This is a genomic window from Citrobacter sp. RHBSTW-01013 (assembly GCF_013781985.1).
Classification (GTDB): Bacteria; Pseudomonadota; Gammaproteobacteria; order Enterobacterales; family Enterobacteriaceae; genus Citrobacter; species Citrobacter braakii.
Genome location: NZ_CP056185.1, coordinates 3,671,619 through 3,697,751, shown reverse-complemented (window position 1 = coordinate 3,697,751; position 26,133 = coordinate 3,671,619). Strand labels below are relative to the sequence as shown.

Annotated in this window: 26 protein-coding genes, 1 tRNA gene and 3 pseudogenes; 16 read left to right on the top strand and 14 right to left on the bottom strand. The window is 51.7% G+C overall.

Annotated elements, in window-relative coordinates:
• Window positions 1-9 precede the first annotated feature (9 nt).
• The 4 genes and pseudogenes from HV350_RS17860 to HV350_RS17845 form a co-directional block, all read left to right on the top strand.
• A pseudogene (locus HV350_RS17860) lies at window positions 10-192 on the top strand (porin); the annotation flags it as partial.
• A gap of 244 nt (window positions 193-436) precedes the next feature.
• Window positions 437-1,267 (top strand): MetQ/NlpA family ABC transporter substrate-binding protein, encoded by an 831-nt coding sequence (locus HV350_RS17855; RefSeq protein WP_016155899.1) that lies wholly within the window; start codon window positions 437-439, stop codon window positions 1,265-1,267.
• A 62-nt stretch (window positions 1,268-1,329) separates the two neighbouring features.
• Entirely contained in the window at window positions 1,330-2,346 is a 1,017-nt protein-coding gene (gene sfbB, locus HV350_RS17850; RefSeq protein WP_046276103.1) for a virulence-associated ABC transporter ATP-binding protein SfbB, read from the top strand.
• On the top strand, window positions 2,339-2,998 hold the full coding sequence (locus HV350_RS17845) for a methionine ABC transporter permease (protein WP_003831085.1): 660 nt from the start codon (window positions 2,339-2,341) through the stop codon (window positions 2,996-2,998). Before sfbB ends, HV350_RS17845 begins: the two co-directional genes overlap by 8 nt.
• On the opposite strand, the gene mnmH is transcribed toward HV350_RS17845, so the two are convergent.
• From mnmH to ppiB, 5 genes are all read right to left on the bottom strand, one after another.
• On the bottom strand, window positions 2,999-4,084 hold the full coding sequence (gene mnmH / locus HV350_RS17840) for a tRNA 2-selenouridine(34) synthase MnmH (protein WP_016152118.1): 1,086 nt from the start codon (window positions 4,082-4,084) through the stop codon (window positions 2,999-3,001).
• Between the two features lie 97 nt (window positions 4,085-4,181).
• Window positions 4,182-5,249 (bottom strand): 5-(carboxyamino)imidazole ribonucleotide synthase, encoded by a 1,068-nt coding sequence (gene purK / locus HV350_RS17835; RefSeq protein ID WP_181629050.1) that lies wholly within the window; start codon window positions 5,247-5,249, stop codon window positions 4,182-4,184.
• Window positions 5,246-5,755 carry a 5-(carboxyamino)imidazole ribonucleotide mutase gene (gene purE, locus HV350_RS17830; RefSeq protein WP_049042612.1) on the bottom strand — a complete coding sequence of 170 codons (510 nt, stop codon included), beginning with the start codon at window positions 5,753-5,755 and terminating at the stop codon, window positions 5,246-5,248. The genes purK and purE overlap by 4 nt, the downstream gene beginning before the upstream one ends.
• 173 nt (window positions 5,756-5,928) lie before the next feature.
• A complete protein-coding gene (gene lpxH / locus HV350_RS17825; RefSeq protein ID WP_181629048.1) occupies window positions 5,929-6,651 on the bottom strand; it encodes a UDP-2,3-diacylglucosamine diphosphatase in 723 nt (240 codons plus the stop codon).
• A 2-nt stretch (window positions 6,652-6,653) separates the two neighbouring features.
• Window positions 6,654-7,148 carry a peptidylprolyl isomerase B gene (gene ppiB, locus HV350_RS17820; RefSeq protein WP_003021875.1) on the bottom strand — a complete coding sequence of 165 codons (495 nt, stop codon included), beginning with the start codon at window positions 7,146-7,148 and terminating at the stop codon, window positions 6,654-6,656.
• A 173-nt stretch (window positions 7,149-7,321) separates the two neighbouring features.
• Between ppiB and cysS the strand changes: the two genes are divergently transcribed.
• A complete protein-coding gene (gene cysS / locus HV350_RS17815; RefSeq protein ID WP_006685638.1) occupies window positions 7,322-8,707 on the top strand; it encodes a cysteine--tRNA ligase in 1,386 nt (461 codons plus the stop codon).
• Window positions 8,708-8,800: 93 nt separating this feature from the next.
• Here cysS and HV350_RS17810 read toward each other — a convergent pair whose 3' ends face one another.
• The 3 genes from HV350_RS17810 to folD all read right to left on the bottom strand — a co-directional run bounded on the left by HV350_RS17810 (window position 8,801) and on the right by folD (window position 10,529).
• Window positions 8,801-9,325 (bottom strand): metal-dependent hydrolase, encoded by a 525-nt coding sequence (locus HV350_RS17810; RefSeq protein WP_046276061.1) that lies wholly within the window; start codon window positions 9,323-9,325, stop codon window positions 8,801-8,803.
• 123 nt (window positions 9,326-9,448) lie between these two features.
• A complete protein-coding gene (ybcJ, locus tag HV350_RS17805) occupies window positions 9,449-9,661 on the bottom strand; it encodes a ribosome-associated protein YbcJ (RefSeq protein ID WP_181629046.1) in 213 nt (70 codons plus the stop codon).
• Window position 9,662: 1 nt separating this feature from the next.
• Window positions 9,663-10,529 (bottom strand): bifunctional methylenetetrahydrofolate dehydrogenase/methenyltetrahydrofolate cyclohydrolase FolD, encoded by an 867-nt coding sequence (folD, locus tag HV350_RS17800; protein ID WP_003021887.1) that lies wholly within the window; start codon window positions 10,527-10,529, stop codon window positions 9,663-9,665.
• A 575-nt stretch (window positions 10,530-11,104) separates the two neighbouring features.
• Between folD and fimA the strand changes: the two genes are divergently transcribed.
• The 6 genes from fimA (at window position 11,105) to sfmF (ending at window position 17,174) form a co-directional block, all read left to right on the top strand.
• The gene (fimA, locus tag HV350_RS17795; RefSeq protein ID WP_019076202.1) at window positions 11,105-11,659 is read left to right on the top strand and encodes a type 1 fimbrial major subunit FimA; all 555 of its coding nucleotides are present in this window, start codon (window positions 11,105-11,107) and stop codon (window positions 11,657-11,659) included.
• A 77-nt stretch (window positions 11,660-11,736) separates the two neighbouring features.
• The gene (gene fimI / locus HV350_RS17790) at window positions 11,737-12,270 is read left to right on the top strand and encodes a type 1 fimbrial protein subunit FimI (protein ID WP_016152126.1); all 534 of its coding nucleotides are present in this window, start codon (window positions 11,737-11,739) and stop codon (window positions 12,268-12,270) included.
• Between the two features lie 41 nt (window positions 12,271-12,311).
• On the top strand, window positions 12,312-13,004 hold the full coding sequence (gene fimC, locus HV350_RS17785; protein ID WP_016152127.1) for a type 1 fimbria chaperone FimC: 693 nt from the start codon (window positions 12,312-12,314) through the stop codon (window positions 13,002-13,004).
• A gap of 7 nt (window positions 13,005-13,011) precedes the next feature.
• Window positions 13,012-15,633: a fimbrial biogenesis usher protein gene (locus HV350_RS17780; RefSeq protein WP_131405683.1), complete on the top strand. Its 2,622-nt coding sequence runs from the start codon at window positions 13,012-13,014 to the stop codon at window positions 15,631-15,633.
• 49 nt (window positions 15,634-15,682) lie between these two features.
• Entirely contained in the window at window positions 15,683-16,645 is a 963-nt protein-coding gene (fimH, locus tag HV350_RS17775) for a type 1 fimbria D-mannose specific adhesin FimH (protein WP_230330236.1), read from the top strand.
• On the top strand, window positions 16,638-17,174 hold the full coding sequence (gene sfmF / locus HV350_RS17770; protein WP_047358037.1) for a fimbria assembly protein: 537 nt from the start codon (window positions 16,638-16,640) through the stop codon (window positions 17,172-17,174). The genes fimH and sfmF overlap by 8 nt, the downstream gene beginning before the upstream one ends.
• 49 nt (window positions 17,175-17,223) lie before the next feature.
• Here sfmF and fimZ read toward each other — a convergent pair whose 3' ends face one another.
• The 3 genes from fimZ to fimW form a co-directional block, all read right to left on the bottom strand.
• Window positions 17,224-17,856, bottom strand: coding sequence for a fimbria biosynthesis transcriptional regulator FimZ (gene fimZ, locus HV350_RS17765; protein ID WP_016152131.1), 633 nt, complete (start codon window positions 17,854-17,856; stop codon window positions 17,224-17,226).
• 587 nt (window positions 17,857-18,443) lie between these two features.
• The gene (locus tag HV350_RS17760; protein ID WP_181629045.1) at window positions 18,444-19,166 is read right to left on the bottom strand and encodes a fimbriae Y protein; all 723 of its coding nucleotides are present in this window, start codon (window positions 19,164-19,166) and stop codon (window positions 18,444-18,446) included.
• Between the two features lie 385 nt (window positions 19,167-19,551).
• Entirely contained in the window at window positions 19,552-20,145 is a 594-nt protein-coding gene (fimW, locus tag HV350_RS17755; RefSeq protein WP_016155913.1) for a fimbria biosynthesis transcriptional regulator FimW, read from the bottom strand.
• 36 nt (window positions 20,146-20,181) lie between these two features.
• Between fimW and HV350_RS17750 the strand changes: the two genes are divergently transcribed.
• The gene (locus HV350_RS17750; RefSeq protein WP_016152134.1) at window positions 20,182-20,361 is read left to right on the top strand and encodes a hypothetical protein; all 180 of its coding nucleotides are present in this window, start codon (window positions 20,182-20,184) and stop codon (window positions 20,359-20,361) included.
• A gap of 39 nt (window positions 20,362-20,400) precedes the next feature.
• Window positions 20,401-20,477 (top strand) — tRNA-Arg (locus HV350_RS17745).
• Between the two features lie 8 nt (window positions 20,478-20,485).
• Here the strand turns inward: HV350_RS17745 and HV350_RS17740 are convergent.
• Window positions 20,486-20,776: an Hpt domain-containing protein gene (locus HV350_RS17740; protein WP_225622956.1), complete on the bottom strand. Its 291-nt coding sequence runs from the start codon at window positions 20,774-20,776 to the stop codon at window positions 20,486-20,488.
• Here HV350_RS17740 and HV350_RS17735 point away from each other — a divergent pair.
• Window positions 20,754-21,035 (top strand): annotated as a pseudogene (locus HV350_RS17735) (molecular chaperone TorD family protein); the annotation flags it as partial. The gene HV350_RS17740 and the pseudogene HV350_RS17735 overlap by 23 nt on opposite strands.
• Window positions 21,036-21,275: 240 nt before the next feature.
• On the opposite strand, the gene uspF reads toward HV350_RS17735, so the two are convergent.
• Entirely contained in the window at window positions 21,276-21,704 is a 429-nt protein-coding gene (gene uspF, locus HV350_RS17730; protein WP_016152141.1) for a universal stress protein UspF, read from the bottom strand.
• Window positions 21,705-22,232: 528 nt separating this feature from the next.
• On the opposite strand from uspF, the gene HV350_RS17725 reads away from it, so the two are divergent.
• A complete protein-coding gene (locus tag HV350_RS17725) occupies window positions 22,233-23,327 on the top strand; it encodes a NapC/NirT family cytochrome c (protein ID WP_181629043.1) in 1,095 nt (364 codons plus the stop codon).
• Window positions 23,328-23,347: 20 nt separating this feature from the next.
• On the top strand, window positions 23,348-25,792 hold the full coding sequence (locus tag HV350_RS17720) for a trimethylamine-N-oxide reductase 2 (RefSeq protein WP_181629041.1): 2,445 nt from the start codon (window positions 23,348-23,350) through the stop codon (window positions 25,790-25,792).
• A 69-nt stretch (window positions 25,793-25,861) separates the two neighbouring features.
• Here the strand turns inward: HV350_RS17720 and HV350_RS17715 are convergent.
• Window positions 25,862-26,131 (bottom strand): annotated as a pseudogene (locus tag HV350_RS17715) (MBL fold metallo-hydrolase); the annotation flags it as partial.
• Window positions 26,132-26,133: the final 2 nt, after the last annotated feature.

Below are 26,133 nucleotides of genomic sequence, written 5' to 3'. Positions count from 1 at the left end.
AAGTCCCTTCCATTCGTTATGGGCGACCGTATTGAATACGTGAATGGTCGTAACTACCTGCGTACCGACAATGGTGTGGGTATCAGCTTCCAGCTGGACTACGGTTTCCGTGTTGATTACGAACACGTCTTCACCTCCAGCACCGACGATCTGGGTGATATGAACCTGGTTCGTCTGCGTTACGATTTCTAAGTCAATTTCCCTGCCAAAACCGGGTAACCAGAAGGTTATCCGGTTTTTTACTATCCTTTGCTGAAAAACACATTAGTCCTTCAACGTACATTCAACGACATATCCCGCAACATCATGAAATAATTTCAAGGACAGCAGGTTGTGATCTGTGTCATGTTAACAATCAGCCTGTTAACAGGCCAACAAGAACAACGCCGCAAGAACGGCGTGAGACATGACACCACAACGTTAAAATGGAGAAATTATGGGATTGCGTCAGAGTTTACGCGTCGCGACCGGAGCGCTGTTACTGGCCTGTGGATTACAACTTGCTCATGCGAACAGTGACCCGCATACCATCGTGTTTGGCGTCGCACCTGGTCCGTACGGCGATATGGTGAAACAGGCCATTGCCCCTACGCTGAAAGAGAAAGGCTATAAGGTAGTGGTGCGCGAATTCAGCGACTACGTGCAGCCGAACATGGCGCTTTCCAACGGCAGTATTGATGCCAACTTGTTCCAGCACTCGCTCTACTTTGACAAATTCACCGCTGATAAAGGACTGAAGCTGAGCAAGCTGATTGTGGTCCCGACGGCCGGGATGGGTTTTTACTCACATAAAATCAAAAGCCTGGATGAGTTAAAAAAAGGGGATGTGATCACGCTTTCCAATGATCCAACCAATCTGGCTCGCGGTCTGCGTTTCCTGCAGTCTATTGACCTTATTACCATCAAAGACACTATCGATCCGACTAAAGCCTCTGAGCGCGATATCGCCAGCAACCCGAAAGGGCTGGTGTTTAAACCGCTGGAAGCGGCACAACTGCCGCGTACCCTGGACGGTGTGACCGGCGCGCTGGTCAACGGTAACTTTGCCGTGGCGGCGAAACTGGATCTCGCCAGCGCCATCAAGCAAGAGCATCTTGATGAAAATCTGAAAAATATCATAGCGGTACGCAGTGAAGATGCGGATAAACCGTTCGCGAAAGATATTGTGGCGGCGGTGAAATCTCCGGCGTATCGCGCGGTGATCGACGATCCGCAAAATATCTACAGCGCCTTCCAGAAACCGGAATGGATGTCGGCAGCCCAATAATCGCTGCGCACAAGGTTAACAGGGGCAGCGGCGACTGCCCTTTTCGCATTTCTGAGGTGGCTATGATTGAGATAGAAAAGGTTTGCGTGGATTTTAGCGCAGGCCGTGGACCATCAACCCGGGCGGTTGATGACGTCAGCTTGCGCATAGGCGCAGGCGAGATATTTGGCATTGTCGGGACCAGCGGCGCGGGGAAAAGCACGCTGCTGCGCACCCTGAACGCCTTAACGCGACCAAGCCTGGGAAGCGTAAAGGTTAACGGCGTAGAAATTTCCGCGCTGGAAGGGGCGCAACTACGTAAAGCCCGTCAGCGTATTGGGATGATTTTTCAGCATTTTAATCTGATGCATACCCGTACCGTGGCGCAAAACGTCGCTTTCAGCCTGAAGGCTGCCGGATGGGAGCGCAGTAAAATTGGCCCACGCGTCAGCGAAATCCTGACGCTGGTGGGGCTGTCTGACAAGGCAAACCGCTTTCCTGTGCAGCTCAGCGGCGGGCAAAAGCAGCGCGTTGGTATTGCCCGTGCGATTGCCAATCACCCCGATGTGCTGCTGTGTGATGAACCGACCTCTGCGCTGGATCTGGAAACGTCGGCCACTATTCTGGCATTGCTTAAGCAGATCAACCAACAGCTGGGGATCACGATCGTGCTGATCACTCACGAGATGAACGTGATCAAATCGATTTGCGATCGTGTGGCGGTGATGTCCGGCGGCAAGGTGGTGGAGTCCGGTGAGGTGTTTGACGTTTTTGCTCACCCGCAGCACGCTTTCACGCAGCAACTGGTGTCGCATACCCTCAATCTGACGCTACCCGAACGCTTGCGCCAGCATTTGCCTGGCCAGTTGCTGAAAATTCTGTTCATCGGCGATTCAGCGGAACAGCCGGTGTTGTCAGAAGTCGCGGTTAAATTTGGTGTGGCGGTGAACATTCTGCACGGCAAAATTGAATATATCGGCGAGCGTGCTCTGGGGATTCTGGTGGTGCAACTGACCGCGCCGCATAACCCTTCTGCGGTGGATGTCGCCGTGGAACATATTCGTCAACGCACGGCACAGGTGGAGGTGATTCGTGGATGATTTATTGCCTGATTTGACGCTGGCGTTTAATGAAACCTTTCAGATGCTAAGTATCTCTACGGTGCTGGCGATTATTGGCGGTCTGCCGCTCGGTTTTCTTATTTTCGTCACCGACCGGCATTTATTCTGGCAAAACCGTTTTGTGTATCTGCTCAGCTCCGTGCTGGTGAATATCATCCGTTCAGTGCCGTTTGTGATCCTGCTGGTGCTGCTGCTGCCGCTCACCCAGTTTTTACTCGGAAATACCATTGGGCCGATTGCTGCGTCGGTCCCGCTCTCGGTGGCGGCAATCGCTTTTTATGCCCGTCTGGTCGACAGCGCACTGCGCGAAGTCGATAAAGGCATTATTGAAGCGGCGGAAGCCTTTGGCGCCAGCCCGATGCGCATCATCTGCACCGTTCTGTTACCTGAAGCGAGCGCGGGTCTGCTGCGTGGGTTGACGATAACGCTGGTGAGTCTGATCGGTTACTCCGCGATGGCCGGAATCGTTGGTGGCGGTGGGGTAGGCGACCTGGCGATTCGCTTTGGTTATTACCGCTATGAAACCCAGGTCATGATCGTCACCGTGGTGGCGCTGATTATTCTGGTGCAGGTCGTTCAGGTGCTGGGCGACTGGCTGGCGAAACGCGCGGATAAGCGCGACAGACACTGATCACTGTGCGTTAAGCCAGTCGGCAACGTCCTGCCATGTGCCGCGAAAGACGACTTTCGCGGCTTTCTTTTCCAGTTGATAACGATACATCGGGTCGTAATACTCGTTGAGCAACGGCACCAGCCAGCCCATATGGGCGTCGGTACTGCCCGTTGCTTGCTGTTCGCGCAGAGCCACGTCGAGCAGGGCGGTCAGCTCGGCAAAACGTTGTAAACCCAGACGGCGGCGAATAGCAAACAGGCCGTGGTGCAGATACTCGCTATACTCCTGCCAGCCCTGACTCTCGCCATAAGCATGGGTAAAATCGTGGTGCATCCGCACGAAATACTCTTCGCGCAGTCGCTCCAGACGACGCTCAAAAGGATCGTCCACCACTGCAATAGATGCCTGGGTCATGCGTTCACGCAGGCACTCAGGAAGATGATTAGCCCCGATCATGCGGCCTTCATCTTCCAGTACCCACAGACGCAGATCCTGACGGCTGTCGGTTCTGAGCATTTCGACCGCCAGCAGGTTTTCAAAACTCGCCTGACTCAACTGCGGTTCAACGGTGCGACCAAACGAGGAACCGCGATGGTGCGCCAGACCTTCGAGATCCACGCCGTTCGGCTGCTGTTGCACCAGCTGCGTTTTACCGTTCCCGGTACAGCCGCCAATTAAGACGATCGGCTTTTGCACTAATTCTTCCGTCAGCTGAATCGCCGCCTGACGCAGGGCTTTGTAGCCGCCGTGTATCAGCGGGTAGTCAATCCCGGACTCGTGCAGCCACTGCTGCACAATGTGCGAACGCTGACCGCCGCGCGCGCAGCATAAATAACCCGCAGGATTTTGACGACAGGCATCCAGCCAGGCCTTCATACGTTGTTGGCGAGTCTCGCCGCAGACCAGTTGATGACCGAGCGTGAGGGCTGCCTCGGGTCCCTGACGTTTATAACAGGTACCCACGGCGGCACGTTCGTCATCGTTCATTAGGGGAAGGTTGATTGCGCCCGGCATTGCGCCTTGCAGAAATTCGACAGGGGCGCGTACATCGATTATAGGCGTACCAGCGAGCAAAATTGCGCGATAGTCCGTTCCATCGTTCATGTGTGATCCTGAAAATACAAAAACAGCAATGGAGGGGATTTTACGCGCCAGAGGAGGGGCCGGGGAAGGATAAAATCAAATCCCCGGCATTAATGGCTTATTTCAGCGTTGACTGCGCCCAGATAATACCGCTGGCATATTCCGGCGGCAGCAGGGGAATAAGCGCTTCCAGCGTCGCGCTAAGACGCGCGGTATCGCTGTCGCTCAGGTTCAGGTGTCCCACTTTACGCCCTTCACGCACCTCTTTGTCATACCAGTGCAGATGCACCAGCGGAAGCTTCAGCCAGTCGTAGTTCAGGTCGCTACCAATCAGATTTACCATCACCGAAGGAGTGTTCACTACCGGCGTGGGTAACGGCAGGTTGGTAATGGCGCGCAGGTGCAGCTCAAACTGGCTGATGCTGGCACCGTTTTGCGTCCAGTGCCCGCTGTTGTGCACGCGTGGAGCCAGTTCGTTAATCAGCAGACCTTCCGGGGTGATGAAACATTCCATCGCCATCACGCCGACATAGCCCAGCTCCTGCATGATGGCAGAGAGCATCGCTTCGGCCTGTTTCTGCTGTTTGGCGTTAGCCTGCGGGAAGACCACGCTGGTGCGCAGAATGCCGTCCTGGTGCAGGTTATGGGTCAGCGGATAGAAGACGGTGCTACCGTCGTGCGCACGAGCGCCAACCAGTGAGACTTCACCAGAGAAGTTGATTCCCTGCTCAACGATGCACTCGCCGTAGCAGTCGTCCGGCAGTTGTTCGGTTTCATTTGCGCGCAAACGCCACTGCCCACGACCGTCGTAACCGCCGACGCGACGTTTCACGATCGCCAGCTCACCGAGTTTGTCGAATACTGCAGGCCATTCGCTTTTATCCGCCAGCAGTTGCCACGGCGCAGTTGCCAGGCCGAGCTTGTCAAAAAGCTGCTTTTGCGTCAGACGGTCGGCAATAATCGGGAAAACGTCGCGGTTGACAAACGCCGGGTGGCGCGCGAGCTCGCGGGTGAGCGCCGTTTCCGGCCAGCGCTCAATCTCAGCGGTGATCACGCTTTGCTGAAAAGGGACCGCTGCTGGTTCGGCATCCAGCCCGACGGGCCAGACCGCAATGCCCAGCGGCTCACCGGCCTGGCGCAGCATGCGCCCTAGCTGACCGTTACCGAGTACGCAGACCTGCTTCATGCCGCACCTCGCGGGTCCGGATTCTCCAGCACCTCGTCGGTTTGCGCTATGCGCCAGTCGTTCAGACGCTGGTGTAATGCTTTGTCGTGTGTTGCCAGAATTTGTGCGGCAAGCAGGGCCGCATTTGCCGCGCCCGCTTTGCCGATAGCCAGCGTTCCGACCGGAATACCGCGCGGCATCTGTACGATGGAGTAAAGGCTATCTACGCCGCTCAGCGCCGCGCTTTGCACCGGGACGCCTAAAACGGGCACCAGCGTTTTCGCCGCAATCATGCCCGGCAGATGCGCAGCGCCACCCGCACCGGCAATGATCACCTGATAGCCGTTCTCTTCTGCGCTTTCAGCGAAGCTAAACAGTTTGTCAGGGGTGCGGTGGGCGGAGACGACTTCAACATGATGCGGCACGTTCAGAATTTCGAAGATTTCGGCGGCGAACTGCATGGTAGCCCAGTCGCTTTTGGACCCCATCACGATGGCGACACGCGCCGGGTTATTGCGGGAAGACATGCGTCTGAAAACTCCTGTGATGCACTACACTCGACTTTTGAGGCCACAGAGAATAGCATAATTCGCCGCCAAGGAAAACGATTGCGCGCTTTACACTTCACCCTTCAGGCAGCCTCTTTAGTTGGCTACATCGCAACGAGTTTTGTGTAAAGAGGAACTGGATATCTGCGGAATTAAAACGGAAATGCGATCAGTTCAACGTCATCTGGCGTGACTTTGATCATCGACCCTTCGGTGTGCCATGCGCCTAATACCACGCGGAAAGCGGGTTGCTCATTGGCTGTAAGTTTGTGGACTGCCGGGCGGTGGGTGTGGCCGTGAATTAACCACTGGACCTGATGCTTTTCCATCTCGGTGATGACGGCCTGCGGATTCACATCCATGATCTCCAGTGACTTGCTGCTGTTGGCCGCTTTGCTGTTGGCGCGCATTTTCGCGGCGATACGTTGGCGAACGAACAGAGGTAGGGAGAGGAACAGCTTCTGTAGCCAGGGTTGATGTACTTTGGCGCGAAACGCCTGATAGCCTGCATCGTCGGTACACAAAGTGTCGCCATGCATGATCAATACCTTGCGGCCATACAGGTTGAGTACTTTTTTCTCAGGCAGCAAGCTCATGCCGCTTTCACGGGCAAAACGTTTGCCGAGCAGAAAATCTCGATTGCCGTGAATAAAAAAGCAGGGAACGCCGGAATCAACCAGTGATTTTATCGCCGCGGCTATTTCATGATGCAGTGGGTTTGGGTCGTCGTCGCCAATCCAGGCTTCAAACAGGTCGCCGAGAATGTACAGTGCATCAGCTTTTCGCGCATCACCGGCTAAAAAACGCAGAAAACCGGCGGTGATCGCCGGTTCTTCTGTGCAGAGGTGAAGATCTGCAATAAACAGTGTCGTCACGATTACTCGCTGACGGTCACGTTTTCGATGATGACGTCTTCTTTTGGCACATCCTGGTGCATACCGCTGCGACCAGTGGAAACGCCTTTGATTTTATCAACCACGTCCATGCCTTCAACAACTTCGGCAAACACGCAATAACCCCAACCCTGCATGCTTTCGCCGGAGAAGTTCAGGAAGTCGTTGTCTGCAACGTTGATGAAGAACTGTGCGGTTGCGGAGTGCGGAGCCTGAGTGCGCGCCATCGCCAGCGTACCACGGGTGTTTTTCAGACCGTTGTTCGCTTCGTTTTTGATCGCTTCTTTCGTGGCTTTTTGCTTCATGCCCGGTTCGAAACCGCCGCCCTGGATCATGAAACCGTTAATAACACGGTGGAAAATGGTGTTGTTGTAAAAACCTTCGCGGCAGTAGTCCAGGAAGTTTTTAACTGTTTCAGGCGCTTTATCATCAAACGTTTTGATTACGATATCGCCGTGATTAGTGTGGAAAGTAACCATTTTTGCATCCTGTTCCGATAGATTGGTGCTTCGACCCCGTGAAGGGTCAGAGTTAGGGGTGTGTTATAGCATAACCGCAAGCTGCGATCACCTCGCAAAGTGTGCTGCTTCCGGTCTAAATTATGGGTATTATACAGACTTTACTATCCACACACGTCTACACGGAATCTTCGATGTTAAAAATCTTTAATACACTGACGCGCCAAAAAGAGGAATTCAAACCTATTCATGCCGGGGAAGTCGGCATGTACGTGTGTGGTATTACCGTTTACGATCTCTGTCATATTGGCCACGGACGTACCTTCGTTTCTTTCGACGTTGTCGCGCGCTATTTGCGCTTCCTCGGCTATAAGCTGAAATATGTGCGCAACATTACCGATATTGATGACAAAATCATCAAGCGCGCGAATGAAAACGGTGAGAGCTTTGTGGCGTTGGTCGACAGAATGATCGCGGAAATGCATAGCGATTTCGACGCGCTGAATATTCTGCGTCCGGATCTGGAGCCGCGCGCTACGCATCATATCGCTGAGATCATTGAAATCACTGAACAGTTGATTGCCAAAGGTCACGCATATGTCGCTGATAACGGCGACGTGATGTTCGACGTGCCGACTGACCCGAACTATGGTCAGCTGTCACGCCAGGATCTGGATCAGCTGCAGGCGGGCGCACGCGTTGATGTGGTTGATGTGAAGCGCAACCCGATGGACTTCGTGCTGTGGAAAATGTCCAAAGAAGGCGAGCCGAGCTGGCCGTCTCCGTGGGGCGCGGGTCGTCCTGGCTGGCACATCGAATGTTCGGCGATGAACTGCAAACAGTTGGGCAACCATTTTGATATTCATGGCGGTGGTTCGGATCTGATGTTCCCGCACCATGAAAACGAAATCGCTCAGTCCACCTGTGCGCATGACGGTGAATACGTTAATTACTGGATGCACTCCGGGATGGTGATGGTTGACCGGGAGAAAATGTCCAAATCGCTGGGCAACTTCTTTACCGTGCGTGACGTGCTGAAATACTACGACGCCGAAACCATTCGCTACTTCCTGATGTCTGGTCATTACCGCAGCCAGTTAAACTACAGCGAAGAGAACCTGAAGCAGGCGCGCTCTGCGCTGGAGCGTCTGTATACCGCGCTGCGCGGCACCGATAAGTCCGTTGCCCCAGCCGGTGGCGAAGCCTTTGAAGCACGCTTCATTGAAGCGATGGACGATGACTTCAATACGCCGGAAGCCTACTCCGTGCTGTTTGATATGGCGCGTGAGGTTAACCGCCTGAAGGGTGAAGATATGGCGGCGGCTAACGGTATGGCTTCGCATCTGCGTAAGCTTTCCAGCGTGCTGGGCCTGCTGGAACAGGAGCCCGAAGCATTCCTGCAAAGCGGTGCGCAGGCGGATGACGGTGAAGTTGCTGAAATTGAAGCGTTAATCCAGCAGCGTCTGGATGCCCGTAAAGCCAAAGACTGGGCGGCAGCTGACGCCGCGCGTGACCGTCTCAATGAGATGGGTATCGTGCTGGAAGATGGCCCGCAGGGCACTACCTGGCGCCGTAAGTAATGATATTGATTGCCGGATGGCGGCTCGCGCCCTGTCCGGCAATCAATGTACGAATGTCGGTCGGATAAGACACTGTGTGTCTTATCCGGCAAATTAATATTTCCGATACCACCACAGCACCCCCATCATCATAACTCCCGGTAGCCATACCCATATCAACTCCGAAATTATCACCTGGTGCCCGTATGGTGTGGCGTAGCGTGATAGCGCAAACGGGGCGACTTTAATCACCTGCCACGGTGCAAAGAAGCGTTCATCCGACCACGGCCACAGCCAGCCGACGCCTTTGCCGCCAGTGGTGACCGAATCCAACAGGCTGTGCGACAGCAGTGAAACCGTCAGGAATAGCCAGCAGCGAATTAAGCCTGCCTTAAACCATCGTCGACCCATCCATACGCAGAGCAGCGGCACCACGAAGGCGAACAGCAGCGAATGGGTAAAACCGCGGTGACCAAACACGTTGCCGTAGGCGACGCCAAGCTTAAACGACAGTACGTCGGCATCCGGCAACATAGCCAGAATGACGCCAGTAAACAGTAATTGCGGGGGGATGACTTTACGCCCGAGACCTAATCCTAAACAGAGAGGAACGGCAGCGTGGGTAACGATTGTTGGCATGATGATCGCTTCATGTGGAAAAACAACATGCTAACAGTTCACTGTGAAGTGGTGATGAAGTCATTATCTGAAAACGAGAGAGGAAGTGGCCGGACAGGGGTTAACCTCATCCGGCTCCTGGGATCACGCCACGACGTTAATGCTGTTGCCTTCAAAGCTGACGGTCTGTCCGGCAACGATTTTGCAGCGTTTACGCGTTTCTACCGCACCATCGACCTTCACTAACCCTTCGCCAATAGCAATTTTTGCCTGGGCGCCGCTTTCGCTCCAGCCTTCCAGCTTCAGTAAATCGCAGAGTTCAACGTGTGGGTGTTTACCCAGTGAAAATGTGGCCATCTTAAACGTCCTTTACATCATGATATTCAACACACGCCTGCAGCGTGTTTTCGATAAGTGTGGCGACCGTCATTGGGCCTACGCCGCCGGGTACCGGCGTGATGTATGACGCGCGTGCGGCAGCATCTTCAAAGACCACATCGCCAACAACCTTACCATTCTCCAGACGGTTGATGCCGACATCAATCACAATCGCACCTTCTTTGATCCACTCGCCGGGAATAAAGCCAGGTTTGCCGACGGCAACAATCAGCAGGTCTGCATGCTCTACATGGCGACGCAGATCTTTGGTGAACCGGTGGGTGACGGTGGTGGTGCAGCCAGCCAGCAGCAGCTCCATGCTCATCGGGCGGCCAACAATATTCGACGCGCCAATAACGACCGCATTCAGACCGTAGGTGTCGATATTGTAACGCTCAAGTAGAGTCACAATACCGCGCGGAGTACACGGGCGCAGGCGCGGCGCACGCTGGCACAGGCGACCAACGTTATACGGGTGGAAACCGTCAACGTCTTTATCCGGCGCAATACGCTCGAGAACTTTAACGTTGTCGATACCCGCAGGTAACGGCAGCTGGACCAGAATACCGTCGATGGTGGTATCTGCATTGAGCGTATCGATCAGCTCGAGCAGCTCCGCCTCGCTGGTGGTTTCAGGCAGGTCATAGGAGCGGGAGACAAACCCCACCTCGTCACAGGCTTTGCGTTTACTCGCGACATAAATCTGCGAAGCCGGGTTGCTACCTACCAGCACAACAGCCAGGCCTGGGGCGCGTAATCCAGCCGCTAAACGCGCCTGAACTTTTTGAGCAACCTCAGAGCGCACCTGCTGCGCAATCGTTTTACCGTCAATAATCTTTGCTGCCATCAGAGAGAGGATTCCGTCTGTTACGTTAAATCGAAGGGGATGCCGCTATTTTGTCAGAAGCGGGACGTGCTGTCAGTTTTCGTTTGCATTTTTACGTGCGCCAGGGGGCGTCACGATCTGCGAATGGGATCAGGACAAAGGCATAAGCCTTGCGGATAATTAATGAGCATGCTAATTAAAATTAACGTGAATGAAACAACTCATCACCCTGGTATTTTCAGGGGTAATGCGCCACAAACCAGTCTGTTACGGTTAATTATGAGGGATTTTACCTCATTCCCACCCAGATTTTTCCTAGGTCCCATTAAGAATTAGCTAGGGTCATTAAAAGGATTTGCAGGTATTTTTCATTAATTGAAATGTTTAATTTATCGCTGTGACGAATAGTCATATTCGCGAGGAATAATTAGTGAATCAAATACTCAGGAGAATTGGGGTAAAAGGTTAGCTAATTCTCATGCGATATATATCTTTACAGGATGCAGAGATAATTAGCCTGACATTTAATGTCGATAATGATTCAAACGGATCCCGCAGGATGCTGGAGCCGGATGTGTGTAATTCAAGGGAAATCCATGAAACGTAAATTAATGACCTCTTCTGTTATTGCCAGCCTGATGTTAGTCGCCGGTGCAGCGGTTGCAGCCGATCCGGTAAGCGTTAGCGGCGGTACTGTGCATTTTGAAGGTGAACTGGTCAATGCAGCCTGTGCAGTCAGTACTCAGTCATCCGATCAGGTTGTGACGTTAGGCCAGTATCGTACTGCCAGTTTTGCCGCAGTGGGTGACACTACAGCACAAATTCCGTTCTCTATCGTGCTGAACGACTGTGACCCGAACGTTGCCGCAACTGCAGCCGTTGCTTTCTCTGGCCAGTCCGATAATACCAATAACAACCTGCTGGCTGTCACTTCTGCAGACAACGGTACCACTGCAGGCGGTGTTGGGATTGAAATTCTGGACAATACGTCCACCGCGCTGAAGCCGGATGGCGCAACCTTCTCTACCGCTCAGGCGCTGGTAGAAGGGACCAACACCCTGCGTTTCTCTGCGCGTTACAAAGCCACTGCCGCAAGCGCAACGCCGGGTCAGGCAAATGCCGACGCGACGTTCATCATGAAGTACGAATAAGCCGTTTTGATTTGCGCAAGGATGACGTTCGCCTCAATGGATGAGGCAATATCCGGGGATGATGAAGGATGCGGCAGATGATAGGGAAAGGCGTGGCGCTGGCGGGAATGCTGTGCGTAATGCCTGTGCTTTCACATACGGTAATACTGGAAAGTGGCCGCGTTCACTTACGGGGGCAGCTCGTCAACGGCGCCTGTACGGTCGCCACTGACAGTCAGGATATGCGGGTGCAAATGGGGCAGTATCGCACCAATGCTTTCTCTGGGACGGGAAGCTTCGCCTCTACCAGCGTACCGTTTTCACTGCGCTTAACGTCGTGCAGCTCCGATGTTTATGACCATGTTGGGATTGCGTTTGCGGGCGTGACGCCAGCGGAAGATCCGCAGGTTTTTCTTGCCAGCGGCGATGCGTCTGCGGCTTCGGGGATTGGCCTGGCGTTATTTGACGAGCGCCAACGGCAAATTATACCGAATGCCCTGCCGCTTCATTATGCGCCGATTATAACGCAAGAGATGACGTTTCATTTCACTGCCCGCTATCGGGCTGTCTCGGAAAATATAACGCCGGGAACGCTTCGCTCAGACGTGTGGTTTACGTTGGTTTATCCCTGATTTATTTCCCAACGATAATCGCATCAAAGGTATTTTTAGCTATGTTTAATTATCTAAAATCAGGTTTTATCCTTTTACTGGCCTTATTTTCTGCTGCCAGTGTTCAGGCTGCCGGAGGCATTGCATTAGGCGCCACTCGCGTTATTTATCCGGCCGATGCTAAACAAACGTCCCTGTCTATTAGCAATAGCGATACCAAAGAACGTTACCTGGTAAATTCATGGATTGAGAATAGCGCCGGCGCTAAAGAAAAATCGTTTGTGGTTACGCCTCCGCTGTTTGTTAGTGAACCCAAAAGCGAAAACACGCTGCGTATCATCTATGCCGGTGAACCGCTGCCCAAAGACCGTGAGTCGCTGTTCTGGATGAACGTCAAAGCCATTCCGTCAGTCAATAAAAACAGCCTTGAGGGCAAAAACGTTCTGCAACTGGCGATTCTGTCACGCATCAAACTTTTCGTTCGTCCGAATAATCTGCCGCAAATCCCGGAAGATGCACCAGGAATGCTGACCTTTTCCCGCTCCGGCAACCACCTGAAAATCAACAATCCGTCAGCGTACTACGTCACGTTGGTCAATCTCAATGTGGGGAAAACGAAGGTCGATAACGTGATGGTTGCGCCGAAAAGCGATGCGCAGGTCCTGCTACCCACGGGCGTTCAGGGCAACGTCACGTTCCAGACGGTCAATGATTATGGCGCTGTGACCCCGGCCAAAACGGTTAGTGTGCGTTGAGATAACGATGAATAAGACAACGTATTTTCCTGGCCTGTTACCGGGGGTTACGCCACCGCTGGCGGGGGTGGCGTTGTCCACGCTGGCGGCGCTCTTTCCCTCTCTAAGCTATGGGGAAAGCTATTTTAATCCGGCCTTTTTATCTGCGGATACGGCAACCGTGGCGGATTTATCACGTTTTGAAAAAGGCAATCACCAGCCTGAAGGCGTTTATCGCGTGGATATCTGGCGCAACGATGAGTTTGTTGCCACTCAGGATATTCGTTTTACTACCAGTGCGGCAAAAGCCGGGGAGAAGTCCGGTGGGTTGATGCCGTGCTTTGGACTCGACTGGGTGAAGCGCCTTGGCGTCAATATCGCCGCGTTTCCGGCACTCAGTAAGGATCCGAACGATACCTGTATCAATCTACCTGAGGCGATTCCCGGCAGCGAGATTGCGTTTGATTTTTCTACCCTGCGCTTAAACGTCAGCCTGCCACAGGCGTCAATGTTAAACAGCGCGCGCGGCTATATTCCACCGGAAGAGTGGGATGAAGGGATCCCGGCCGCGCTGGTTAACTACAGCTTTACCGGCAGCCGCGGCAGTGATACTGACAGTTATTTCCTCAGTATGCTCAGTGGTCTGAACTATGGCCCCTGGCGGCTGAGAAACAACGGTGCGTGGAGCTACTCCAGGGGCGACGGATACCACTCACAAAGTTGGAAAAACATCGGTACATGGCTTCAGCGCGCAATTGTCCCGCTGAAGGGCGAACTGGTGATGGGCGACAGCAACACTGGCAATGACGTTTTTGACAGCGTCGGGTTTCGCGGTGCGCGGCTCTATTCCTCAGACAGTATGTATCCCGACAGCTTACAGGGCTACGCGCCTACCGTGCGCGGCATTGCGCGTACCGCAGCAAAACTGACCATTCGTCAGAATGGCTATGTGATTTATCAAAGCTATGTTTCACCCGGCGCTTTCTCGATAACCGATCTCAACCCAACGTCATCCAGCGGTGATCTTGAGGTCACGGTGGATGAGAAGGACGGCAGCCAGCAACGCTATACAGTGCCGTACTCCACCGTTCCCTTATTACAACGAGAAGGGCGTTTTAAATATGACGTTGTCGCCGGGGATTTTCGCAGCGGCAATAGCCAGCAATCTTCACCGTTCTTTTTTCAGGGAACATTAATTGCCGGGTTACCAGAGGGCTATACCGCATACGGTGGTACGCAGTTGGCCTCTCGTTACACCGCGGTGGTTTTAGGCACCGGTCGAAACCTGGGGGACTGGGGGGCGGTTTCTGTCGATCTCACCCATGCGCGCAGCCAACTGGCGGATGACAGTACGCACCAGGGGCAGTCGCTACGTTTCTTGTATGCGAAATCGCTGAACAATTTTGGCACTAACTTCCAGCTGTTGGGGTATCGCTACTCAACGCGTGGCTTCTATACCCTCGACGATGTGGCGTATCGCAGTATGGAAGGCTATGAGTACGAATACGACAGTGAGGGCAATCGCCACGACGTGCCCAATGTGACGAGTTACCACAACCTGAGCTACAGCAAAAAGGGCCGTTTCCAGATCAACATTTCGCAGAATCTGGGGGATTACGGATCGCTGTATATCTCGGGTAGTCAGCAGACGTACTGGAATACTTCAGACACCAATACCTGGTATCAACTGGGCTATGCCAGCGGCTGGCAGGGGATTAGCTATTCACTCTCCTGGTCGTGGAATGAATCGGTTGGCATCTCCGACACCGACCGTATTCTGGCGTTCAATATGTCTGTACCGTTCAGCCTGCTGAGCGGACGGCGTTACTCGCGTGATAACGCCCTCGATCGCACCTACGCCACGTTTAATGCCAACCGTAATAGCAACGGACAGAACAGCTGGCAGAGCGGGATCGGCGGTACGTTGCTGGATGGGCGCAACCTGAGCTACAGCGTGAATCAGGGGCACAGCAGCACCAATGGCTATAGCGGAAACGCCAGCGCCAACTGGCAGGCGGCCTATGGCACGCTGGGCGTGGGTTACAACTACGACCGTGACCAGCATGACTACAACTGGCAGCTCTCCGGCGGCGTGGTGGGGCATGCGGACGGCATTACGCTCAGTCAGCCTCTGGGCGATACCAACGTGCTGATTAAAGCGCCGGGCGCGCAGGGTGTACGGATAGAGAACCAGACCGGCGTTCAAACCGACTGGCGCGGATACGCGGTGATGCCATATGCCACCGTCTATCGCTATAACCGCGTCGCGTTAGACACCAATTCCATGAACAACAATACCGATGTGGAGAATAACGTCAGTAGCGTAGTGCCAACGCAAGGGGCGCTGGTGCGGGCGGCGTTTGATACACGAATCGGTGTGCGGGCGCTGATTACCGCCAAACATGCCGGTAAACCAGTGCCGTTTGGCTCCGTCGTGCGTGAAAACACCAGCGGCGTGACCAGCATGGTGGGTGAAGACGGGCAAATCTACCTGAGCGGCTTGCCGCTAAAAGGCGAGTTGTTGATCCAATGGGGGGAAGGCGCAAACGCGCGCTGCGTGGCGCGCTATGCCTTGCCAGAGGAGAGCCTGAAACAAGCGGTAACGCTCACGAACGTGACGTGCGAATCTCCGTCAGCACGACAGGAATAATACGATGAAACGACAAACGGGTTTGTTACTGGGAAGCGCTTTACTGCTGATGGCCCATTCGTCCTGGGCGACGGTCTGCCAAAACTCGAATGGCACGCCAACGGATGTTTTTTACGATCTGTCGAATGTCTTCAACAGTAGTAACAACCAGCCGGGACAGGTGGTGACGTTACCGGAAAAATCTGGCTGGGTTGGCGTGAATGCCACCTGTCCGGCCGGGACAACGGTAAATTACACCTATCGAAGCTATGTCACTGAACTTCCGGTTCAAAGTACCGAAGGCGGCTTCCAGTATCTGAAGCTCAATGACTACCTGCTGGGGGCCATGAGCATAACCGATAGTTATGCCGGGTTATTTTATCCCCCGCGTAATTACATTCGTATGGGGACTCACCCAAACGTACCTAAGCAGCAGCCTTTTGGCGTGATGGATTCAAAGCTGGTGTTTAAGCTCAAAGTGATCCGCCCGTTTATTAACATGGTGCCGATTCCGCGGCAGACGATGTTCAGCGTCTATGTCACGACCAGTACCGGAGATGCGCTAAGCGTACCGGTTTATACCATCAGCTACAGCGGCAAGGTGGAGGTTCCACAAAACTGCGAAGTAAACGCCGGGCAGATTGTCGAGTTTGATTTTGGTGATATTGGCGCATCGCTGTTTAGCAAGGCAGGAGCGGGAAACCGGCCTGAAGGCATCAATCCGCAGACCAAAACGGTAGCGATAAAATGCACCAACGTCGCTGCACAGGCCTACTTAACCATGCGTGTAGAGGCCGAGAAAGCCACCGGGCAAATGATGGTATCTGACAATCCCGATTTAGGTTTTATTGTCGCCGATAGCAGCGGTAAACCGCTGACGCCCAATAATCTGTCCAGCACTATCCCGTTTCAACTGGATGATAACGCCGCGGCGAGCGTGGGTATTCGAACATGGCCGGTTAGCGTAACGGGCAATAAGCCTACCGAAGGACCTTTTACAGCGCGTGGCTATCTGCGAGTGGATTATGACTAACAAACAAACGCCAGCCGCAGGGACACTTCTGGCAATGGTGTGCCTGCTGACATTCAGCTCGTTGTGCCATGCCGCTTCGTCGCTGGGGGAAATCAATATTGAACTGCGCGGTAACGTGGTGGACTTTACCTGCGCGGTAATTGCCAGCGACAGCAATAAGTCCGTGGAGCTAGGCACCTGGCCGACCAAGCAGCTTCAGACCAGCGGAGATACCACTCAACCGGTCGCGTTTACGCTGAAGCTAGAAGGCTGCCCGCCGGGTTCCGCTTCGATAACGTTTTCCGGAACTCCGGCCCCGGGCACGACGTTGCTGGCGCTTGATGACGCGGTGATGGCGCAAAAGGTGGCGATCGAACTGCACGACAGCGACCGTACGCGATTGCCGCTCGAGCAGGCCAGTCAGACGGTGGGGATTGATGAGAACGGCAATGCCACGCTGACCTTTTTCGCAAACTATATCGCGTTAGCTGCTGGGGTTCAGCCTGGCATTGCCAGGGCTGATGCCACGTTCATGATTAACTATAACTAATCCATGCGCTAACAAAACACTCCCGAACGAAATCTCGCCGGGAGTGTTATTACATTAATTCATGCATTTTTGCGTAATCGATCAGCTCAACGATGGTGTGCAACCCGAGCTTGGAGTAGATATTAGCCTTGTGAGCGCTAATCGTTTTATTGCTGAGTAACAACTGCTCAGCAATTTCCTTATTGGATAGCCCGTTTGCCAGATAACGCAAAACGGTAACTTCACGGTTAGAGAGCGGCATGTCATGTAAGACGCCTTTTTGTGCATTTATATTGTTAATGAAATTAAGGGTATCCGAAGGAAAAAAGGAATATCCCGATAAAATCATTTTTACCGCATTGTAGATATCATTGAGATCCTTTCGTTTACTGACAAACCCATTTGCACCGGCCCGGATAGCACGCCCGGCATAAAACGACTCGGATTTTGAGGACAGAAACAGTACCCGAGTTTTCTCCTGCAATGACTTTATTCTTTTGAGTAATGTAAACCCATCAGAACCAGGCAGTTCAATATCCAGGATGACAAGATCGACAGGGTACGTGCGCAGGTGTTCTATTGCCGTACGGCTGTCATCGGTTTTCAACACTACCTGAATATTACTGTTTTTCTCGAGTAGTACTTCTATCGACATTCTGACAATAGGGTGTTCGTCCATAATGATAACGGATGCTGGTTTCATTGTTGTATGCCTCAAACTGTTTGCGTATCTTGCGAATTTGATAAAACATCAGGCGTTATAATATTGTCAAATAGCCAAGAATTGTTCTGAGGGAGAGCCGAATAAATATTATTTCATCCTTGTTTATTCGGTTGTTCTTCTGCAGAACAATGAATTTGTGGAAAATCCATTTCACACCGGGAAAACTAACAATTAATCAGGAAACTGTGGGGATTATACCTGCTCTGCTCATTCGGAAAAGACTTACAACATCCTGGTTGTTAATGTCAGTTAGGATATTCTGAAAGATCCAGATGTGTTAATGACTATTGGTATTATTTATCTGTGGTTCGAATTATGGCAGATTGAAAATTTTTTTTAAACAGTAAAAACGACACAATAAACCAATTGTTTAGGTTTTGTTAAGACTGCAATAGGACTATTTTTTATTGAAATGCACAGGATCAGTAAGGTTAAGTGTGAGAGTGGCTCCAGGCATAATACCAGGAATAGTTGTAAATATTAAATATTTGTAAAAATTAGATCTTTTTTCTTATTCAAGAATAAGTAATTTCCTAAAAAATCTTATGACACAATGAGTTATGTTGTTAAATTAAATGGGGAGAGGTAACGTTGAGGCGGTGTATCAGATGCAAAAAACGCTGCCTGCTGGATAATCCAAGGCGCGTAATCAACTGGTTCAGGCGATAGATGATGCGGTGGTAGGGTTGTGCCTGTAACAATGCAATCTTTTTTAAGGAGTTACCCTGCAATAGTAAGGTAATCAGCTCCCAGTCGAGCTGATTTATACGCCTGGAATGAATATAGTTAAGAACCGGAGATAATAAGGCATGGCGCATCTCGGGGAGGCGCAAATTGCGTGGCAAGATATAAAATGGACCGGACAGTGAAATAAATGTAGTGAGGTCTTCATCGCGACTGGAAAGCATTATGAAGATTTGGATGTCATTATGCTTCTTAATTAGCTGGCGCAGGCTTTCAAGTATATCGAAATAAGGGATTGTTAAGCTTTCAATGTCAATCACTAACTGGCTAATTACCGGCTCTTGCATGCTGAGCAAAGTCGATTCAACGCTCTGGAAGATCGCCGTGCGAGTACCTGAGAATAAATGTCGACTCAGCGCATAGGCCAGATAGTAGTCTGTCGTAATTATCGCCTGAGATATAGTGCCGTCCGGTAAGGTGTATTCGAGTTTTTGCGCCAGATACTCGATCCGGTCAAATACCTGTGAGGTACAGTGGGGAAATTGCCAGCTACAGTTAGCGTTTCGTATACGGCGATAGCGGTCCCGGCGTTTTGCACTGTGCATCCTTTTCCATTCCATTTCTGTTGCGGCAGGTCTGGATAAATTGCTGACTACAGGCATCCCTGAACCAAACTTTTGTCAGCGCAAAGGTGAGTTGACTTGTGCCGTTGGGTTTCAGTGCTTCAACAATCATCAGACTGGCAATTGCGTACTCCATCAGAATAATCTGCCGGAAGTTTTCTGATGTCTTACTCAATGCCCAAAAGATCGTTTTATCCAGTTCAACCTCTCTCTGAGATTAGATAAAATATTACCGGGTGTGTCTTTCTGTTACCCCGGAAATAGTATGGCCGGATTATTCTCGCAGCCTGAAGCCAGGTACAGTAGGAGCCGATGCTTAATCCATGATGAGATATTTCTCAATAAAAATTAGGCAGAGATACCCCGTCTAATTTTGCAGAAAGTTCAGATGTGCGCGGATGTATCTTAAGAATTGCTGATCGTTTTTCACATGCAGCTTTTTCATAATGCTGCGGCGGGTCGCTTTGGCCTGGATATCACTGACTGAGAGCAGATGAGCCGTTTCGGCTAACGTATACCCGCTGGCGAGAAACATTAAGAACTGGCGTTCTTCGATAGAAAAGTTGCGGGTGGTGCAGTAATGGCAGATAGTCGCGGGCACGCTAGTGCGCAGTGCGCGTTTTTGCAGGATGAGGACCAGTTTTTTGGTTATCTCGTCGACGTCATCTTCCCGATAAATCAGTGGCAACATGTACAGGCAGGGGCGGAACATTAGCTTATCTTTGTCGTTTTTGCTACAGATGACCACCCGGTGTTGGCGCCTGGTGTGGACAGGAACCATGTAACAATCGGCGCTGAGCCAATCTTCATCCAGTGAGATAAACGCGATTTCAGCGCGATCGATATCTTCGACAGGTAAAAAGCTAATCTCCTGATGCCACTGATTTGCCAGATGGGAGATGATGATTTTCAGTCCATGTTCGAAGTGACTGTTTTCTTCCTTGATGGCGATACTTAACATTAAAGAGTTCCTGACCACTGGAGAGGGGATAAGGGAATGTTAAGCAAAATCATAAATATTCTAAATACATGTATCCCTAAATCTGACGTTTTGCGGGCTGAGTTGTTACCAGGTGATTTCCTGGATACCTTTGAACGAGCAGAAAAAATCAACATTCGTACACTTCGCCAGCAACCGAAACAAAAGGCATTGACTCAGCAAGCGCTGACCGTATAATTCACGCGTTTCGTCTGCATGAAGTAATCACTTCGCAATGCGCCCTTAGCTCAGTTGGATAGAGCAACGGCCTTCTAAGCCGTAGGTCGTAGGTTCGAATCCTACAGGGCGTACCATTTCAACGTCACTTCTGATGTTCAGCTTCTGCTAATCGCGACAAATTTTCTTTTGCCAACCACATTTCCACTTCTGTAAGACTTAGTTGTACTTCCTCTCTGAGTGAAAAATCAGCTAGCGGCTGCTGTTCAAGCGCTGCGCACATCCTGCTGGCAGAACGCATCCCCATGCTGGCGCAGCTGCTTTTTAGCTGATGTGCCAGACGTTTTATCTTCTCGTACTCATATGCTGCGCGCGCTGCGTCAATCTCATCTAATACAGGAAGGGTGTGTTGCAGATTGTTAGCCGATGCTGGCATGCAGGTAAGCGAAACGTTTAGCGAGTCAGCCGATCATCTGGCAATTTTTATCGAACTGCTGAGTCATCTGCATTTTTCTCTGGGAGAGTCCGGGCTTAGCCGCCAGCGTATTGATGCGCTGCGCAGAGAAACGCTGGCGGGGCTGTTACGCTGGTTACCGGAATTCACCGCCAAATGCCGCCGCTATGATGACTTTGGTTTCTATGGCGCGCTGAGTCAGCTGTTGCTGGCACTGGTCAGGCTGGATATTCAGAACTGAGTGATGGCCTAAGCCACAGAACACCGGGAATACATTCGCTCTAATGCTTGCCATTTTAACGAAAATGAAAGGGCGTAATGAGTAACTGAGAGTGGGACATCCGGAGGCAATGAATCTGTTGCCTCCGGTATATTGCTACATTTACCGCTGAGGTGAACGGAACCCTGAGCAAGAATCACATGTTCTCAAGAATGCTTAACTTATAAACGTTAGTGCAAATTCGCCCCCATTTTGACCCTATCACCGCACAACCAGCACGGGACATTTTGCATGGCGTACTACGGCAGCCGCCGTTGAACCCAGCAGATAAGTGCTAAAACCAGGCTTATGTGAGGCAATAACAATAAGCTCAGCGTCTACCGCCTCCGCCAGTTTGAGGATCTGATCCTTCGGCGGGCCGTAAACGACGTGAGTCTGACTCCTGCCTGCAGGAATATTGAACTGCTTAATAATCTCTTCGAGTTTTTCGCTGGCCTTGGCCTGCAGACCGCTTCTGTCCGGGAATTCTGTTGAGTAGGCCAGCCCCAGCGAGGCATAGAACGGAACGGTAGGAATAACGGCTAAAAAGTGGACCTTAGCGGTTTTGGCATGCGCCAGGACCTGTGGAACAACATGGCGGGTTAAATCGGTTTCAGAGATATCAATGGGCACCAGAATTGAGCGATACATATTCACTACCTCCTGTTTGTTTACCTCTACCCAGAGTGTAGCGAAAATCGAATCTGTATAATAAGTGACCAGATCAAGGTTGCATGCATAAATGCGCGTCAATGATAGGTGTGTGTCACAAGTCTTGTCGTGAATGTATATCTGAGCACAACCACAAGAGGGGTATCTTCATTAATACGTGTTATCTCGTAATAGAAAAGGGTTCGTTTTTATGTTTTTTCATTATATATTTTATTATATAGCGGCTATTGCCAAGGGCATAATTTTAATGCCATTCAGCACTCATCAAACTTTTATTCTGACGTTTCCATAATTAATGGTTAATTAAACCTTGGATTTGGTTTAATTATCTGAATTTAAAAAAGTATTTTATATTTAATTTCGTTCGTATTAATTATGCGAGCGCCTTCAAACTTACCCACATGCTGATTCTCATTTCCCTCTGCGTTTGATGAATATCAATAAGTAGCCGCGTTAGGGTAATTATTGTCTACCCATTAAAGGGTATTCATCTTGTGGGAATAAAAGATGAGAAAAATAAATAAAACCATCCTCGGGACGATGCTGCTGTGCATTGTTCTTGGTGCTGTTATCGTTTTGGCAGGGCAATGGACGTTGCACAAAACCTCAAGCACGGAATTCTGTTTATCGTGTCATACGATGCAGGCACCGTATGAGGAATATACCGGTTCGGTTCACTTTCAGAATCAGAAAGGTATTCGTGCAGAGTGTGCTGATTGTCATATCCCCCAGGGCGTCCTAGATTATCTGGTGGCTAAACTGCGGGCCTCAAAAGATGTTTATCATCAGTTCATAACCAAAAAAATCGATACCCCAGAAAAATTTGAAGAACACCGTCTGGAGATGGCGCAAACCGTTTGGGCACAGCTAAAAGCGAGCGATTCTGCGACCTGCCGTAGCTGTCACAGCATGGACGCGATGGATCTTGCCGCACAAAGCGCGGAGGCCCAGAAAATGCACAAAATGGGCATTGAGGAAAAGCAAACCTGTATTGATTGCCACAAAGGCGTCGCCCATTTCCCACCTGAAATAAAAATGGATGACAGCGCGCTCAAAGGGCTTGAAGCGCAGTCCGCCTCCACCCCTGCTTCGGCAACAGAGCTTTATGCCGTAAGCAACACCGCGCTGGGCGATTTGGGAACCGTTTACCCGGCAACAAAAATGCAGGTTCTGAAAACAACGGACAATACGCGACAGGTCGAGATTCGCGGTAGCCAGATGCAGGGAAATGAACAGGTCATTTACTACGCGGCAGGACAGCGTTTGATTCTTGCCAGCCTGAGTGAAAAAGGTCAGCAATCGCTGAAGATCCTCTCCGACTGGAAAAAAGATGATTACGGCAATGTGTGGCGAGATGTCGTGCTGCAGGGTGAATGGAGCGGTTCCGCTCTCGCCAGCCGTGAACCGATGTGGGATTACGCACGCAAACTCGACAATGTGTACTGCGCGGGCTGCCATGCGCCAATTCCGGCGAATCATTTCACGCTCAACGCCTGGCCTTCAGTAGCAAAAGGGATGGGCGCTCGCACCAATATCAGTGAAAACGAACTGGATATCCTGAGCCGTTACTTCCAGTACAACGCTAAAGACATGAACAAATAAGCGATAAATCAGGAGAAATCATGAAACTCACAAGACGTGACTTTATTAAGACGGCTGGCGCGGCAACCGGGACAATGGCGATTTCTTCGGTGATCCCAATGCCGGCCTGGGCCGAAGGCCAAAATGGCGGAGCGATTCTGACGGCAGCGCGTTGGGGCGCGGTATACGTGGAAGTAAAAGATGGCAAAGTGGTTTCCTCAAAAGGCGCGTTGCCTAAAACGGTGCCGAACTCGTTACAGCAAACCGCGCCGGATCAGGTCCATACCAATATCCGCGTAAAATATCCGATGGTGCGCAAAAGCTATCTGGAAAACCCAGGTAATGCGGATGGTAAACGTGGAAGCGATCCTTTCGTGCGGGTTAGCTGGGAGCAGGCCCTGAAACTGATACACGAGCAGCATAGCCGGATCCGTAGCAGCTATGGCCCAGCGTCGATATTTGCTGGTTCTTATGGCTGGCGCTCCAGCGGCGTTCTGCATAAAGCGCAAACCTTACTGCAACGCTATATGAGCATGGCCGGTGGTTACGCAGGTCATACCGGAGATTATTCAACCGGTGCCGCGCAGGTGATCATGCCTTACGTTGTGGGATCGGTTGAAGTCTATGAGCAGCAAACCACCTGGCCGATGGTGCTTGAGCACAGTCAGGTCGTGGTGCTGTGGGGTATGAACCCGCTCAATACCCTCAAGATTGCCTGGAGCAGCACGGATGAACAGGGGATTGAATACTTTAATCTGCTGAAGAAATCAGGGAAAAGCGTCATCGCCATCGATCCGATGCGTTCCGAAACCATTGAGTTCTTTGGTGATAATGCAACCTGGATTGCGCCACATATGGGGACCGATGTGGCGATGATGTTAGGGATCGCCCATACGCTGGTGAAGAAAAATCTCCATGACAAAGCCTTCCTGGAAAAATACACCACTGGATATCCGCAGTTTGAAGAGTATTTGCTCGGCAAGAGCGACAAAATAGAGAAAACCGCCGAGTGGGCTTCCGGCGTGTGCGGCGTGCCTGCTGAGCAACTGGAGAAGCTGGCGGAAATTTTCTCCAGCAATCAAACCATGCTCATGGCGGGTTGGGGGATTCAGCGCCAGCAATACGGTGAGCAAAAACACTGGATGCTGGTGACTCTGGCGGCGATGCTGGGGCAAATTGGTACCGAAGGCGGTGGTTTCGGGTTCTCTTATCACTATTCCAACGGCGGTAACCCAACGCGTACCGGGGGAGTATTGCCAGCCATCTCCGCCCAAATTGAGGGTGGGTCATCTGCGGGTAACGACTGGGCGGTTTCCGATGCGGTGATCAGCCTGCCGGTAGCGCGAATTGTCGAAGCGCTGGAAAATCCAGGCGGCAAATATCAGCATAACGGTAAAGAGCAAACCTTCCCGGATATCAAAATGATCTGGTGGGCGGGCGGCGCTAACTTTACCCATCATCAGGTTACTAACCGTTTAATCAAAGCCTGGCAGAAGCCTGAACTGGTTGTCATCTCAGAGTGCTACTGGACCGCAGCGGCCAAACATGCCGATATAGTCCTGCCGATCACCACGTCGTTTGAGCGCAACGATCTGACCATGACCGGTGATTACAGTAACCAACATCTGGTGCCGATGAAGCAGGTCATTGAGCCGCAGTTTGAAGCACGCAGTGATTTTGACGTATTTGCCGATCTGGCGGAGATGCTCAAGCCTGGCGGTAAGGCGGTCTACACCGAGGGCAAAGATGAAATGGCGTGGCTGAAGCAGTTCTATGATGCCGCACAAAAAGCCGCCCGCGCCCAGCGTATCGCCATGCCTCAGTTCAACGCGTTTTGGCAGCAAAACAAACTGATCGAAATGCGTGAGAATGAAAAGAATAACAAATATGTACGCTACGCGGATTTCCGCAGCGATCCGGTGATGAATGCGCTTGGAACGCCGAGCGGTAAGATAGAAATCTACTCAAAAACGATTGAAGGCTATCAATACAAAGATTGTCCGCCGCATGCGTCATGGATTGAACCCGATGAATGGAAAGGAACTGCGGATAAAGATCAACTGCAGCTACTGACGGCGCACCCGGCACATCGTCTGCATAGTCAGTTGAATTACGCTTCGCTGCGCAAAGAGTACGCGATTGCCAATCGTGAGCCGGTAACGATTCACCCGGATGATGCGAAAGCCAGAGGTATTGCCGAGGGCGATCTGGTACGCGTATGGAACGCGCGTGGACAGGTGCTGGTGGGGGCACACATCAGTGACGGTATCAAACCGGGAATCATCTGTATCCATGAAGGCGCATGGCCAGATATTGAGAACGGTATCTGCAAAAATGGCGGCGCGAACGTGCTGACGGCGGATATCCCAACCTCAAGGCTGGCGAATGGCTGCGTGGGGAATACCAGCCTGGTATACGCAGAAAAATTCACCGGCGAAGCGCCAAAACTCACCGTCTTTGATGAGCCAGCAATCGTCACTCTGTAATGATGGTTGAAAAGCGGGGGCCGTAAGGCTCCCGCTTTTTATTGCTGGTTTGGCAATGTCTTATCGCCGTTACTCTGCCAGCACAATCACATCTCCCGTTGCCGGGGCGTCAGTTCCCGGTAGCCACAATCGACCCCACGAACCGGTGCAATGACAGCCGAGTAGTTTTTCTGGTTGTTGTTGCTTAATAAATTGTCGGGTTCGCCATAGCTTAGCGGGGGAGGCAGTGCGTAAATGGAACCCACCGACGAGGGCGTAAATTTGGTTAACGCCGGTGATGTTTTGGCAATGGCGTACGATATTCTCTATTCCTCGGTGCCCGCATCCGGTAATGATGACTC